Annotated in this window: 14 protein-coding genes; 6 read left to right on the top strand and 8 right to left on the bottom strand. The window is 39.0% G+C overall.

Going from position 1 to position 14,700, the window contains the following annotated elements:
• The first annotated feature begins 80 nt into the window (after positions 1–80).
• Both N8A89_RS06995 and N8A89_RS06990 read left to right on the top strand, forming a co-directional pair.
• Positions 81–1,706 (top strand): SulP family inorganic anion transporter, encoded by a 1,626-nt coding sequence (locus tag N8A89_RS06995; RefSeq protein WP_289645167.1) that lies wholly within the window; start codon positions 81–83, stop codon positions 1,704–1,706.
• Between the two features lie 429 nt (positions 1,707–2,135).
• Positions 2,136–3,236, top strand: coding sequence for a lactonase family protein (locus tag N8A89_RS06990; protein ID WP_281541614.1), 1,101 nt, complete (start codon positions 2,136–2,138; stop codon positions 3,234–3,236).
• A gap of 31 nt (positions 3,237–3,267) precedes the next feature.
• On the opposite strand, the gene N8A89_RS06985 is transcribed toward N8A89_RS06990, so the two are convergent.
• Positions 3,268–3,780, bottom strand: coding sequence for a hypothetical protein (locus N8A89_RS06985; protein ID WP_281541613.1), 513 nt, complete (start codon positions 3,778–3,780; stop codon positions 3,268–3,270).
• A 459-nt stretch (positions 3,781–4,239) separates the two neighbouring features.
• On the opposite strand from N8A89_RS06985, the gene N8A89_RS06980 reads away from it, so the two are divergent.
• Complete coding sequence (locus N8A89_RS06980; RefSeq protein ID WP_281541612.1) at positions 4,240–4,806, top strand: TlpA family protein disulfide reductase; 567 nt, start codon at positions 4,240–4,242, stop codon at positions 4,804–4,806.
• 24 nt (positions 4,807–4,830) lie between these two features.
• Here the strand turns inward: N8A89_RS06980 and N8A89_RS06975 are convergent, their stop codons facing one another.
• The 3 genes from N8A89_RS06975 to N8A89_RS06965 form a co-directional block, all read right to left on the bottom strand.
• Positions 4,831–5,409 (bottom strand): DUF7103 family protein, encoded by a 579-nt coding sequence (locus N8A89_RS06975; protein WP_281541611.1) that lies wholly within the window; start codon positions 5,407–5,409, stop codon positions 4,831–4,833.
• Positions 5,410–5,783: 374 nt separating this feature from the next.
• A complete protein-coding gene (locus tag N8A89_RS06970) occupies positions 5,784–6,263 on the bottom strand; it encodes a c-type cytochrome (RefSeq protein ID WP_281541610.1) in 480 nt (159 codons plus the stop codon).
• Between the two features lie 107 nt (positions 6,264–6,370).
• On the bottom strand, positions 6,371–7,330 hold the full coding sequence (locus N8A89_RS06965; protein WP_289645166.1) for a YheT family hydrolase: 960 nt from the start codon (positions 7,328–7,330) through the stop codon (positions 6,371–6,373).
• Between the two features lie 542 nt (positions 7,331–7,872).
• Here N8A89_RS06965 and N8A89_RS06960 point away from each other — a divergent pair.
• A complete protein-coding gene (locus N8A89_RS06960) occupies positions 7,873–9,630 on the top strand; it encodes a cyclic nucleotide-binding domain-containing thioredoxin-disulfide reductase (protein ID WP_289645165.1) in 1,758 nt (585 codons plus the stop codon).
• 29 nt (positions 9,631–9,659) lie between these two features.
• Here N8A89_RS06960 and N8A89_RS06955 read toward each other — a convergent pair whose 3' ends face one another.
• From N8A89_RS06955 to N8A89_RS06945, 3 genes are all read right to left on the bottom strand, one after another.
• Entirely contained in the window at positions 9,660–10,634 is a 975-nt protein-coding gene (locus N8A89_RS06955) for an NAD(P)H-dependent flavin oxidoreductase (RefSeq protein ID WP_289645164.1), read from the bottom strand.
• A 114-nt stretch (positions 10,635–10,748) separates the two neighbouring features.
• On the bottom strand, positions 10,749–11,657 hold the full coding sequence (locus N8A89_RS06950) for a DMT family transporter (RefSeq protein WP_281541605.1): 909 nt from the start codon (positions 11,655–11,657) through the stop codon (positions 10,749–10,751).
• Positions 11,654–12,007, bottom strand: coding sequence for an arsenate reductase family protein (locus N8A89_RS06945; protein ID WP_281541604.1), 354 nt, complete (start codon positions 12,005–12,007; stop codon positions 11,654–11,656). The genes N8A89_RS06950 and N8A89_RS06945 overlap by 4 nt, the downstream gene beginning before the upstream one ends.
• 86 nt (positions 12,008–12,093) lie before the next feature.
• Here N8A89_RS06945 and N8A89_RS06940 point away from each other — a divergent pair, with 86 nt between their 5' ends.
• Complete coding sequence (locus N8A89_RS06940) at positions 12,094–12,549, top strand: DinB family protein (protein WP_281541603.1); 456 nt, start codon at positions 12,094–12,096, stop codon at positions 12,547–12,549.
• An 11-nt stretch (positions 12,550–12,560) separates the two neighbouring features.
• Here the strand turns inward: N8A89_RS06940 and N8A89_RS06935 are convergent, their stop codons facing one another.
• Complete coding sequence (locus tag N8A89_RS06935) at positions 12,561–13,304, bottom strand: DUF3298 and DUF4163 domain-containing protein (protein ID WP_281541602.1); 744 nt, start codon at positions 13,302–13,304, stop codon at positions 12,561–12,563.
• 86 nt (positions 13,305–13,390) lie between these two features.
• On the opposite strand from N8A89_RS06935, the gene N8A89_RS06930 reads away from it, so the two are divergent.
• Entirely contained in the window at positions 13,391–14,545 is a 1,155-nt protein-coding gene (locus N8A89_RS06930) for a cystathionine gamma-synthase (protein ID WP_281541601.1), read from the top strand.
• Positions 14,546–14,700: the final 155 nt, after the last annotated feature.

Below are 14,700 nucleotides of genomic sequence, written 5' to 3'. Positions count from 1 at the left end.
TTCTAAATCGTTAATAATCATAGCCCTTTTAGTGACGTTGGGGAAATAGTGCTATTTTTGCGGCCTTTAAATCTCGACGCGTGAAGAAGTATCTGAATTTATTCGATTTTAAGCAGAAGGTAGATTACAAGACCGAAATCCTTTCCGGTCTTACCGTTGCTCTTGCCTTAGTACCGGAGGCCATTGCATTTGCCTTGATACCAGGATTTTCTCCCTTAACAGGATTGTATGCTGCTTTCATTCTTTGCTTGGTCACTTCCATTCTAGGAGGTCGTCCTGGAATGATATCGGGTGCTACAGGAGCTGTTGCCGTTATTTTTGTTGGATTAATTCTGGAACTGAAACGAAATTTTCCAGAAATAGAACCTGAAACTATTCTCAATTACGTTTTTGCTACGGTGATATTAGCCGGAGTCCTACAAATACTGGCAGGGGTTTTGCGTTTGGGAAAATTCATAAGATTGGTGCCACATCCGGTAATGTTCGGTTTTGTAAACGGGTTGGCCATAATCATATTTATGGCACAGTTTCCTAATTTTTATCAAAAAGGGACGGATGACCTTCTCACAGGATCTTCCATGTTCATGATGCTGGGATTGACCCTGCTTACAATGATTATTATATGGGGGCTGCCAAAATTAACCAAAGCGGTTCCTTCTAGCTTAGTAGCCATTCTAGTGGTCTCCGCCATTGTTATTGGATTTGGAGTAGATACGCTTACGGTTGCCGATACCATGCGGGAAGGTGAAAGTATTAAAGGGGGATTCCCCCCATTGTCCATTCCGCAATTGCCATTTACATGGGAAACCTTTAAAATTATAATTCCGTATGCCGGTATAGTCGCCGGAGTAGGATTGATAGAAAGTCTTTTGACCCTGAACATCATTGATGAAATAACCGATACTCGTGGAAGCGGTAACAAGGAATGTGTGGCCCAAGGGACGGCCAATATTATGTCGGGATTTCTTTCCGGAATGGGTGGATGTGCAATGATTGGGCAGAGTTTAATCAACACCTCATCCGGTGCTAGGGCAAGACTTTCTGGAATTACTGCAGCGGTAATGCTATTGGTATTTATAATGTTTGGGTCTAGCCTTATTGAACGGTTACCAATGGCAGCTTTGGTTGGGCTAATGTTTATGGTTGCCATAGGAACCTTTGAATGGGCCAGTTTCAGGACTTTTGGGAAAATGCCAAAATCGGATGTAGTTGTAATGGTCCTAGTAACATTGATAACTGCGATTACACATAATTTGGCCGTTGCCGTATTACTTGGGGTAATTATTTCAGCCTTGGCCTATTCCTGGGAGAACGCGAAGCGCATACGCGCCCGAAAACATATTGATGATAACGGAGTTAAGCATTATGAAATCTATGGCCCATTATTCTTTGGTTCTACTGCACTATTTTCTGAGAAATTTGATATTCCCAATGACCCTGAAGAGGTAATAATCGATTTTAAGGAGAGTCGCGTGGCGGACATGTCAGGAATTGAAGCCTTGAACAAGATTACGGAGCGCTACGCCAAAGCGGGTAAGAAGGTACATCTTAGGCATTTGAGCAAAGATTGTATTCAATTATTGGACAATGCCGAAGACATAATTGATGTGAATGTCATGGAAGATCCTACCTATAAGATTGCAGTGGATAAGGTGCGAAAAAAAGAAAGCTCAGAAAAGAATCCGTTCAAGCTTTGGGGGTTATAGGAATTATTGAAAAATTAGATAAACAATCGGAATAAGGCGTAGAATATAATTAGAGTTCCGAGCACTCCTAAAAGATAATATCCAATTTCTTTCCTTCTATCTTTTTTGGCCTAGGCAATGATCTTATCACGAATTACTTTTTGTTGAAAAGGGGTGAGGTACTTGAAGTAAAGTTTAGTCTCTTCCGCATAGCCAATAAAAGATTAGCGAATCTCTTTGAAACTTCTGCGTTTATACAGTAACACCCTTTTGGCTTTAACTACTCTTATTGGTTGGCCAGCGTATCCCATAAATGATTTCTTTATTCATCTGTTGTCGAAAAACCATAATTGTTACAATATGATTTTCGTACCGTTAAATAATCCATCGATTAGAAATGATATACCTACTAGTTTTGTGCTTATTTTTAAAGCGTTGAACTCTGAACTTATGAAACATTGGTTATTAGCGATTATTGTAATTTCTTCACTCCTACTCATTAATTGTAAAATGACACAACCTCAGGAAAATTGCACCCTCTTTGTGGGGACTTATACAGACAATGGTAGTGAAGGAATTTATAAATATTCTTTTAATGCAGAAGATGGACAGCTTACCCAAAAGTCCTTGGTTGTCAAGATGACTAACCCATCCTTTCTAAAAATATCCCCCAACAGAAAAAACCTCTATGCCGTAAGTGAGGTGGCTGATTTTGAAGGGGAAAGCGGTTCCATCACCTCATTTCAAATAGAGGGAGATAGTCTGATTAAATTAAATGCAAAATCTACCATGGGGGAACACCCTTGTCATGTTAGTGTCTCGGAGAACGGAAATTTGGTTGCGGCATCAAATTATACAGGAGGTAGCGTAGTTATTTATGGAACTGTGGAAAATGGTTCGTTAAGCTCGGATTTCCAATTTATTGACCATAAGAAACTGGATACTACCAAAACATCTCATGCCCATGCCTCACAGTTTAGGGGAAACAATCTTTTCGTTGCTGACCTTGGTTTGGACGCTGTAAGAAGCTACCAACTGCAAGATGAAAAAGTTGTTTTTACCCATGAACCTTCTTTGGACATGGTTGCGGGAGCAGGGCCAAGACATTTTGAATTTGGGCAAGATGGAAAATTCCTTTATGTCATTAATGAGTTGAATTCAACTATCACTGTCTTTAAAAGAGATAAAGAAGGCTTTATAGAGGTTGAAACAAAAAGTACCTTGGCGTCTGATTTTGTTGGTGAAAGCTTTTGTGCGGATATTCATTTATCCAATGACGGGAAATTTCTTTATGGATCCAACAGGGGCGAGAATACCATAGTGATTTTTAAAGTTGATTCTGAAACCGGAGAGCTCGCTTTAATCGGAAGGGAGGGTGTTCATGGTGACTGGCCCCGTAATTTCAGCATAGACCCATCTGGTAAATTTTTGCTGGTAGCCAATCAAAAAAGTAATAATATTTCCGTTTTTAAAAGAGACCAGGAACAAGGCACCTTGGATTACATACATGAAATAGAACTTTCAAGTCCGGTATGTTTAGAGTTTCCGTAATAAAAAAGGGGTCTAGACTAATAAACTATCCTTACATTTTCATCTGTGGCTCTGAAACTTTTTTAAGTTGCACTCCCTTTTCCATTAGTTTTTCTCGACCATTTTTAATGGACATTTCTAGTATATCCAGTTGTCTTTCTGCATGCAATAGGCTTTCTTCCTTTTTGCTTATCACCTCTGCGCTCTCTCCATTTTTCCTCATTTCTTCTAGCCGCTTTCTGGCTTCGGCAATAGAATTACGGTCTCGATTTAAGATAGCCTCGTCATCTGCTAAGTTGGCCTCGGACTTTTCTAATTTGTTCTTAGCTTGTGAGGCACGGTAATGACCAAATTCCTTGGCCGACATGTCCTTCTTATTTTTGCCATAAGCATTACCATTATTTTCTTTTGCCTCCTTGACTATTTCTTCCGTCTTTTCTTTACCGATCTTTACTTTCTCATTCTTGTCCTTATCTTCTTTCTGTGAATTTCCTTGGGCACTCATATGGGTTGTATAGCCAAGTAACAGTGCCATAAATAATGCTAATCGTATTATATTTTTCATCGGTTTAAATTTTCGTAGGGTTAATACTATCCAATTCCTTTAAACGGGCTCTATTCCTCGACCTTATTATGAGCATCGTTAACGTTAGAATTAATGGTTGTTTCCACTGCCTATTGTTCCTTTTGGGAGTCCTTAAAGAAAGCTAAGAATAGTACATTAGTTACTAAGCTTGTCAAACTCTTTTTCATAAAGACTGGTCTTCGGTTCCAGTTCATCTATACATATACACAATAAGACACCTGGTCACTTATAAGAAACGATTTGATAATGAATTCAGTATTCTAAACAGTCAATTTTTATTAAGATTTCAATAAATACACTTCATTTATTAATGGATATTGATAAACAAAAAAATAGCTCTGGGGCTATTTTTTTTGAAATTAATAACGAAGCTATAGGGTGGGAGTTGCGTAATTTTAAGCCAGGTTATTCACAATGCAATTTTTAACTTTGCCATCAATGAAAAAAAGAATATTCAAGTCAGGTAGTATATTGTTATTGCTCCTAGTGGCTTTGGTGCTTATTCCACAAACGAGAAGGCCTATAAAGCGAGCAATAAATACTGTAAGGGTAAAATTATTTTTACCGCCTATTAACTCAGTTAATGTGGGTGATGAACTTACTCCCTTTACCTACCAATTAACCAATCTTGAGGGTGATTTGAATCCTATTGACATTGGAAAAGGGCGCGTAACTTTCATAAGCTACTGGGCAACATGGTGCCCTCCTTGTATAGTAGAATTACCGAGTATTCAGGAACTATACAATGACTATGGAGCTAAAATAGATTTTGTATTGATAACCAAGGAAAAACCGGAGGTGGTAGAAAGGTTTCTTAAGAAAAAGCAATTGAATCTTCCAGTTGTATTTCCAAATATGGAAACCCCGGAATCACTTCTGGAACGAAGTATTCCCACTAATTACCTCATAGACCAAACGGGAAAAGTGGTTATGAAGGAAAAGGGTGAAGGCGATTGGAGTAGAACGCTAGTGCGGGAAACATTAGATAGTTTGCTGCTAAAGTGAACAATATCATTTGGCAATCAAATATTAAGACTCCAACATATAATGAGTGGCAATAAAAAACAGGGAAATGGATTCGCCCCAAAAAAGACTAAAAACCCCAATAAAATCCAAAGCAAGTACTACTGGAAGTACAACGGCAAGCGCAAGCACATAGCGTGACCAATGTTTTTCTTCATTGGAAACAAAGGCGGTGATGAGGGCAGAACCTGCAAAAAAGATAATGGCAAAAGAATAATGCCAAACAGGATAGTCCAGATGTCTAAAATAGATAACACCAAACAAGGAAATACCTAAGATAATATTATAGCCTTTCCCTACTTTGGAAACAGATGGTTCTCCCGCCTCATGGGGTTGCATGTGGATTGCTCCGTTAAAAATGAACATGGCACCGGCCAAAGCCAAAAGACTTCCATACCAATAGCTAAAGGTCATATATGCGTAGTTGCTAATGCTTTCACGAACTTCTAGTGCGCCATCCGCGAGCCACAGGATTAGGGGTGTCATTACAAGGATAACAGAAATAATTCGTTCTGCTTTTATTCGGGGTTCTAGGGTATAGTATATTTTTTTGGTGGTCGACCTAAGGTTTTCTAGCATTTGCATGACCAGTAATTTAGAACAGGTTCAATTCCTACTCTAAGATACACAAACTATATAATTGGAAGCATTTTGTAAAATTTCTCGTTTAGTTCAAGCATTGTAAAAGCCCATAAGTATGGATTTACCATAGTTCCTTAAAAATGATACTAGGGCTACGAATAATGGGCCAACTAAATTTCTGAACAAAGAAAGGGAGGCTGGCTCATTTGAATAAACACCTAAGAATGAGTATTTTTTAGTTTACGCCATTAAGATTTACGGAATACGGAATAAACATCCATAGGTATTCAAATAACAAAAAGGAAAAATCTTTACAACTAAAAATGCCGTTATCTTATTCAACGGATAACGGCATTAAAATTATAAGAATTAAAACTTTATAAAGTTCTTAGATACTCGGCAACATTTCGAGCCTCTTCTTCAGTAAGGTTTTGATTAAGCATAATAGCGTTGTTGTATTCTTTAAGCAGTGCTTTTGCAATGGGGTCTTCCTTAAGCATACCGTCAGGGTTCAAGATCATATTCATGACCCACTCCGGACTTCTACGCTCGTAAACGCCTTTCAATGCTGGGCCTATCATGCGTTGTTCGGCCATATGGCAGGCGGTACAAATAGCTTGATATTTGGCTTGACCTGCAGCGGCCATATCCGCATCAATTTCGTCTGCAAAGGTAACCGAGGTAATAGGTCCTACACCCTTATTGTCCATGTCTACGGGAACTCCTTCTGAAGTGTCAGCCGCTTTGACCTCTTTTTTAGTCCGGTTCATTTCAAAACCTTCTTTCTTTTCTTCTTTCTTTTCGCCGCAGCTAGCCATTAAGGCACTCATGGCTATTAAGGTGAATAGTTTTCGCATGTTGTTCAGTTTAATTTTGCTTTAAGGAAAGACTAAGATAGGAATTTTTATTTGTTGGCGTTCTATCCTTTTCAGCACAAAAAAATAGTGAAATTCAAAACTTAAACTCAAAGGCCAGAAAAAAAATCTACCGCGCGTTCTTCGGAATAAGTGATATTGTTTCGCCCATAAAATCCTACATGCCCGCCATATTTTGGAACCTCTAGATAAATATTCTCACAATATTTTGCCTCTTCAATTGGATAGCAAGCTTCTCCTAAAAACGAATCGTTCTGCGCGTTTATAATAAGCGTAGGTATATTTATGTTGGGAAGGAACTGTAATGAACTAGACTGTCTGTAATAATCCATAGCATCCGTAAAACCATGCGCCCTACTGGTATAAATATCGTCAAAGTCCTTTAAGGTTATAACGTTCTGAATATCGGAATCTGAAATTAAATCCGGAAATAATTCTTGTTTTGCCCTTAATTTTTCGATGAGGTGCTTCTTGAATCTTTTGGCGTAGGCGATATTTTTAAGGGTCAACAACTGGGTTAATGAGTCTGCTAATTGGCATGGAGCGGATATGGCAATCCCACCTTTAATCTGAGAAGGAACAGAGTTCCCCTCGCCCAAATATTTCAAAATAAGATTACCGCCAAGGCTAAATCCCTTCAGAAAGTATTTTGAATATTTATCTAGCGATATTATGTGTCCTAAAATTTCGATTAAATCCTCCGTAGCCCCAGAATGGTAAGACCTATAGGTTAAATTGGATTCCCCACTGCAGCCCCTAAAATTAACTGCACATACGTCATAGCCAGCCGTAATGAATGCTTTTGCACTTCCTTTCATATAGGCGCGTTGGGCATTCCCTTCGAGGCCATGTAAAAGAACAACTACTTTATCGGTTGCCTTGCTAGAATAGCTCCAGTCCAGGTCCAAAAAATCGCCGTCAGAAAGGGTAATCCGTTCTCTTTGTTGCTCCAATCCTGGGACTTTACGTAGGAGTCCGGCATATATGGTAGATAAGTGCCCGTTTTTGTAGAATAAGGGTGGATTGTAGTTGGAACTCAGAATGGGCATAACAAACTATGGAAATGAGATTCGTTTTAACTGTTTCTTTAAATCGGAAACCGATTTTCAATATAGAATATTATTTTTAGGCTCAAAGGGTTAAGGAAGTTCTTTTTCTTCTAGCCTATCCCTTAAATCAATTTCAATGGCACATTCAAAAAACCAAAGTGGTATAAACGGTGGAAAAAATTAAATTTTTTAAAGCGTCTACGAGTACAACACACCAGCCAATTTTCTTTTTTACCTATATGTACTATTGATTTGTAAATTGATACTAAGTGTTACGAACAATCACGACTAAAAATACTTAAAACTTTGATAATCCTATCCTATCAACTAATGGGATATTAAACTTTGTTGTAATTTTAGGTATGGCAGTAGGAAAAGAAAAATGCGGACGTTGAAAGAGATTATTTCGGTAAAAAACCCCAAAAAATCATGAATGTGAGGAATGCCTCACTAACGGTATTGGATGGGTTTATTAAAGAGCTTATCTAAGCTGTGATAGCTACTATTTTTTGATAGTTCACCGAATAAGCATTCTAGAAAACATGGCGACACCCACGGGTAAACCGCAATCGTTTCTACAGAACTTAATGCAAAATGGATGTGATGCAATATCCATGAACAAAACGCTAAATATCAATAAGAATATGAAAGACCCACGTTTTCCAGAATTAACCCAAAGACAAATAAATACACTTAAAAAATATGGCAGTATTGACAACCATAATGAGGATACTCGGGTTTTTACTTCGGGGGATCTCCAATATGACTTCTTCGTAATATTGAACGGGGAAGTGTCCATAGAAGACCCTTCTAACGATAATAAGGTGATAGTGAAACACGGAAAGAATGAATTTTCCGGGGATAGTGGTATGTTAAGTAATCGTGGAGCACAGTTTCATGCTGTTGCAAAGGTTGGAACCTCTTTACTTCGCATAAATCCAAAGAAGTTAAAGGAGGCCATAGCAGAACACAGCGATATTAGCGATGTGTTGCTAAATGCCTTTTTACTGCGCCAAGAGACCGTCTTGAACGAGTATACAGGCGGGATTAGACTAGTAGGTTCGGGGAATTCCAAAGAAACCTATGAGATTAGGGACTTTATGGATAAGAACCATATTTGGTATAATTTTTTGGACGTTGATGTTTCAAATGAAGCTCAGGCCTTATTGGAAAATTTCAACATTACAGAAGAGGAGTTGCCCATTTTAATCAATTCCGATTCAAAAGTTTGTCAGAACCCATCTTTGGATGAACTGGCCAGGTACGCGGGTGTGCTTATGGACTTTGAAGACAAGGTTTTTGATCTTTTGGTCATCGGTGCCGGTCCGGCCGGTCTTGCGGCAAGTGTCTATGCGGCTTCTGAAGGCTTAAGTGTTGTTACGATAGATAGCAAAGCACCTGGAGGGCAGGCCGGTAAAAGTTCTAAAATCGAAAATTATTTAGGATTTCCCACAGGGATTTCGGGAAGTGATCTGGCCAATCGTGCCTACGTGCAGGCACAAAAGTTCGGGTGTAATATTTCTATTCCCCACGAGGCGGAAAGTTTAGAACATACCGGGGAACATTTTATTCTTTGTGCTACGAATGGAAAGACAATCAAGACCAAAGCGATTATGGCGGCAACAGGAGCTAATTATCAAAAACTTCCCATCGATAATATTGAAAAATATGAAGGTAGCGGAGTGTACTATTCCGCTACTGGAATGAATGCCTCGGACTGTAAGGATGAAGAAGTAGGCGTTGTTGGCGGTGGCAATTCCGCAGGGCAGGCGGCCTTGTTTTTAGCGGATCATGCTAAAACGGTTTATGTAATTTTAAGAGGGGGAGATTTAGGTGCAAAGATGAGCGATTACTTGGTACAGCGAATTGAAGCGGCACCCAATATTGAAGTGCTTCTGCATACGGAGGTCGTTGAATTGAATGGAGAACACCATTTGGAATCGCTTGTTTTAGAGACAAAAGAAGGAGAGCGGAGTGAGAAGGAAATCACAAATTTATTCACTTTTATTGGAGCAAAACCTTGTACGGATTGGTTAGGTGACTTGATCGCTACGGATGAAAAAGGATTCATTTGCACCGGCCCTGGTATCGCGGAAAAGGATTTATACAAATGTGATATCTTCAAAAAACGTAAGCCACAGTCTATGGAGACAAGTATTCCCGGATTTTTTGCCGTCGGAGATGTAAGGAAGGGCTCCGTGAAACGTGTTGCTTCCGCTGTAGGTGAAGGTTCTATGGCCGTAAGTCAGGTACATCAATTCTTAGGAGAGCTGAATATAAGGTCAACGGTTATAGTTTGATCAGGATTGGAAAAGCATCTTGATTTTTTTTACTTCGGATAGATTTCCAAGATTTTGGATTGTTCTTCTATGGCCGATTTGAACTCCGATTTTAAGTTGGCAACCAATTCGGAAACCGGTATGGAATTATCTATTAAGGCCGAACCTTGACCTGCGGACCAAATAGTTTTCCAAGCCTTGGCTTCCGTGTCCAGTTCCTTTCCAAAATCTATTTTGGTATCTTTTTTCAAGTCTTCTTCCGTTATACCAGCCGCTTTTAAACTTGAGCCCAAAAAGTTGGCGTGTACTCCAGAAATGGATGCCGTATAAACGATATCACTTGCCCCTGCATCAATAATCATCTGACGGTATTCTGGCGTTGCCTTACTCTCATCGGTGTTGATAAAGCGTGTTCCCATATACGCTAAATCTGCACCCATTTGCATAGCGGAGGCAATATCCCTTCCTGTACTTATACAACCAGAAAGTATGATGGTTTTTTTGAAGATTTTCTTTATTTCGGCTACAAGTGTCATGGGATTGATGGTGCCTGCATGGCCACCTGCTCCGGCCGCTACGAGAATTAGTCCGTCAACACCGGCTTCAGCCGCTTTTTCTGCATGCCGCTTCTTAATAATATCATGAAAAACAAGCCCCCCATAGCTATGGATAGCATTTACTACCATAGACACCGCACCCAGAGAAGTAATGATAATGGGAACTTTGTGTTTTACGCACAACTTTATATCTGCCTCTAATCTTGGATTGGTGGGATGTACGATGAGGTTGACCCCATACGGAGCGGCCTTTTTCCCTGTTTCTTCTTCAAATTTTTGAAGTTCCGACTTTATTTCTACGAGCCACTCTTCAAAGCCCTCGCTAGTTCTTTGATTTAAGGCAGGAAAAGTACCAACAATACCATTTTTACAACATTCCACGACTAATTTTGGTCCTGAAATCAGAAACATTGGTGCTGCAATGGCAGGTAAGGATAAATCTTTAATGAAGGCCGGTTTTTGATTCATGGAGTAAGAGTTTAAAACTTTAAAGTTCGAAGTGCCGGAGATATTAATAGTCCCCGATTTCCAAAACTAGGATATTTTACTGAATAGTATGCATGCATAGTAAAAATACTATCTTTATAATGTCCTTCCACTTTGTGGCAAAGTTGGTTTTTTACTGGCCAAATAAACTCCAAGAAGTACCAAACTAGCCGCTACTATTTTAACAGTCGTCAAGGTGTCTTGCCCAGTGGAGATAGCGTAGATGATTCCTATGAGTGGTTGTATATATACAAAAGCACTAAGGGTAGACGCCTTTAGTTGGGTAAGTGCAAAAATGTTGAACAGGTATGTGCAAAAAGTAGTTCCTAAAATAACGAAGGCAATCCGCCAAATAGCTTCAAGCGGTAAGTTTACAAAATCAATTTCAATAAACTCCTGATAACCGAAAGGCAAACAGATGAGTATGCCCAAAGTAAAAAGCCATTTCATAAATGTAAAGGGATGGTATTTGGCAATCAACGTTTTGGCGATGATGAGGTATGAACCATAGAATACAGAGTTCAATAGAATAAGAAAATTCCCTAAAGGAATATTTGGAGCGTCTTGTCGAATTTCTGTACTGAACAATATAAGTCCCAAGGCCCCAAGAAGTCCTATTGCTATACCTACTATTTTTCTAGTGGATATTTTTTCCTTAATCAATATTGCGGAGAGTATTAATACAATAATGGGGGTCGTAGTCACCAAAACGGAACTGTTAATGGGAGTGGATAAGGACAACCCTTTAAAAAAGACCAACATATTAAAGCCCATGCCCAGAACGGCACAGAGCAACATGCGTAAATAGTCTTTTTTCTCTATCTTTTCTTTGGGCCCAATGAGTGAAATAAGCCAAAATAAAAAAGCGGCACCTATAACCCTTAACATAATGAACCCCAACGGTTGAACAAAGGCCGGCATGACTGCTTTAGCAATGGTGTGGTTGAGCCCGTATATCGTTGTAGCCCCTATGGCGGCCGCTATGGCCAGCGTTCTTTTGTTCACGAGTGAATGGATTCTTTTGCGGCGGAAACCACTTTTTTACTGTTGCCGATAAAAATTTGACTATCAACTTGAACAACAGGGCGCTTTAAAAAGGTATAATGTTCTAGAATAAGATTCTTATAATCGGTTTCCGAGAGTTTTTTATCATTCAATCCCTTTTCCCGATACAATCTGGCTCTTTTACTGAACAGGGCTTCATAGCTTCCGCTCAATTCTCGCATTTGTTCCAATTGTTTTGCTGTGATACTTTCGGACTTTATATCCTGTAGTGTAAACCCTTCTAATGGGTGCAATTCTTTAAGAATTCTTTGGCAAGTGTCGCAGGTGCTTAAGTGGTATATTTTTTTCATCCAGTTAAAAGATTGGTTTACACAACAAAGAAACCTAAATCTCACTAAATGTGCTATTTTTAAAAATAATTTAAAACAACGCCCTCTTGAAAAATCAGTTAGAATTTACACTTCAAAATCGAAAAAATCTCCATTATATTTTAAATAATACTTCTAAAGAGAACTTATTGAAAATCCCAGCAGGTTTCAGAAATAATATCTGGTGGAACATTGCCCATGTGGTCGTCACGCAACAGTTGCTCATTTATAAATTAAGCGGAATTCAGATGCGTATTCCAAACGAATTTGTGGATAAATTTAAAAAAGGTACCGTACCCGACGGACATGCTACCGAAACTGAAATTAAAACAATAGATGAGTTATTAATACCAACTATTCAATGGACAAAGGAGGATTACGAGTCCGGTATCTTCAAGGATTATCATGAATATACTACAAGTGCTAAAGTAACTTTAGGTAATATCGATGACGCTATCTCCTTTAATTTATTTCACGAGGGATTACATCTGGGTAGTATTCTAGCACTCCGGAACATGTTGTGAATGGTCGTTCTTCAAGTTTTAATTTTCACGGTCAAGTAATCTTTAACCTCATCATAGGGTAGGGTAAGTATAATGGGCCCATCTGCATAGGATGCTACTTCATATTGATTATATAATAATTGTATTCCCTCCGGGGTAAAACCAATATTTTCGGGAAGATAAAAGGTTTCTCCGTCGAACATAAACCCCGTACTGTTTATAGACTGTGTAGCCGGGATTTTTTCTTGTGAACGAAACTTCGCCTCCGCCAAATCCATGAACGCACCTTTATTTTTAAAAAGCTTTGAATTTTCCAGTTCGATTCCCTTTCGTTTGTCAAAATTTGAAAATCGGATAGTGCTATAGCCATGCGCCCCACCTGTAAACAGATAAGACTTTAAACGAATAGTCAATATACGGGCATCTTCAAATACAACATCTCCTTGGATTTCAGCTTCCCATTGCATAGATTCTTCTGGAAATTTCTCCTTTAAGGTTTGGTACTCTTTTCGAAAGGATTCCATCGCACTATTAATCGTTTCGGCATCGTTGTCTTCGTCAAAATTCAATAAGGAAATAATTTCCTCAGTTACGACATCATTCACTGTGCGAACAATTTTAGAGGTTCCCAAGGCTTTTGGAACGGTGATGGTTACCAAAGGGCAATCATCGCAGTTTTCCTGGTCAAAAGTGGTGGCTTCAAATGTAAGCTTTCCATCTTTTTCACAACTTATACAGGCGAATAGGAACAACGTACAAATGATTCGGATTTTCATAGGCAAGATTAGGTTTTAAGACAAAAATAAGGCTTCATTGTATTCTCGGAAAGATAACGATACATTTGTAGGAATATTTATAAATAATGAGTGATAAAAAACTAAAATTCAATAGTAAAACGATTCACGGTGGACAGCAACCGGATAAAGCCTACGGTTCTGTTATGCCTCCAATATATCAAACCTCCACCTACGCACAGTCAACGCCAGGAGGGCATCAAGGCTATGAATATTCCCGGAGTGCCAATCCAACTAGAACGGCTTTGGAGAATTCCCTTGCCAGTATTGAAAATGGGAATTATGGATTGGCCTTTGGTAGTGGCCTTGCTGCCATAGATGCGGTTATAAAATTATTAAATCCCGGGGACGAGGTGGTTTCCACGAACGATCTTTATGGTGGTAGCTACCGGTTGTTTAAACAGATTTTTGAAAAATACGGTATATCATTTCATTTCATCGGGATGCAAAATGTCGATAATATTGAAAAAGCCATTACTAAAAACACAAAGCTTATCTGGGTAGAAACTCCAACTAATCCTATGATGAACATCATAGATATAAAAGCTGTTTCCCAATTGGCAAAAAAGAATGAAATTCTATTGGCCGTGGATAATACGTTTGCAACTCCATATCTACAGTTACCCCTAGATTTGGGAGCCGATATTGTGATGCATTCCGCAACTAAATATCTGGGAGGACATAGTGACGTGGTGGTCGGGGCTCTTGTGGTAAAGGATAAGGAATTGGCGGAAAAGCTTTACTTTATTCAAAATGCCAGCGGTGCCGTATGTGGGCCTATGGACAGTTTTCTCACACTTAGGGGAATAAAAACGTTGCACGTAAGAATGCAACGCCACTGTGAAAACGGAAAAGCCATTGCAGAATTTTTGACCAAACACCCCAAAATAGAGAAGGTATATTGGCCAGGGTTCGAGGATCACCCAAATCATAGTATAGCAAAAAGCCAAATGAAGGATTTCGGCGGGATGTTATCTTTTATAACTAAAGGAAGCAGCTACGACGATGCCATTAAAATTGTGGAGAAACTAAAGGTCTTTACATTGGCAGAGTCCTTGGGAGGAGTAGAAAGTTTGGCCGGTCACCCGGCAAGTATGACCCATGCCAGTATTCCAAAGAGTGAGAGGGAAAAAAGCGGCGTCGTAGATGCCTTGATTCGGTTGAGTGTAGGCATTGAGGATGCGGACGACCTTATTGCGGATTTAGAGCAAGCTATTGGATAGAACCTAACTATTTTATACTATTTCCTAGGGAAACACCTTTTTCTTTCAGTAAAATCAGAATATTATAAATAAATCAATAATTTTTGATGAATTATAAAAAAACAACATTTAAAATTATAATAATACTATATTTTTGCCGATATATTTTGAATTCA

The organism is Maribacter aestuarii (genome assembly GCF_027474845.2).
Taxonomy (GTDB): Bacteria; Bacteroidota; Bacteroidia; order Flavobacteriales; family Flavobacteriaceae; genus Maribacter; species Maribacter aestuarii.
This window is presented reverse-complemented; position numbering and strand designations above follow the sequence as displayed.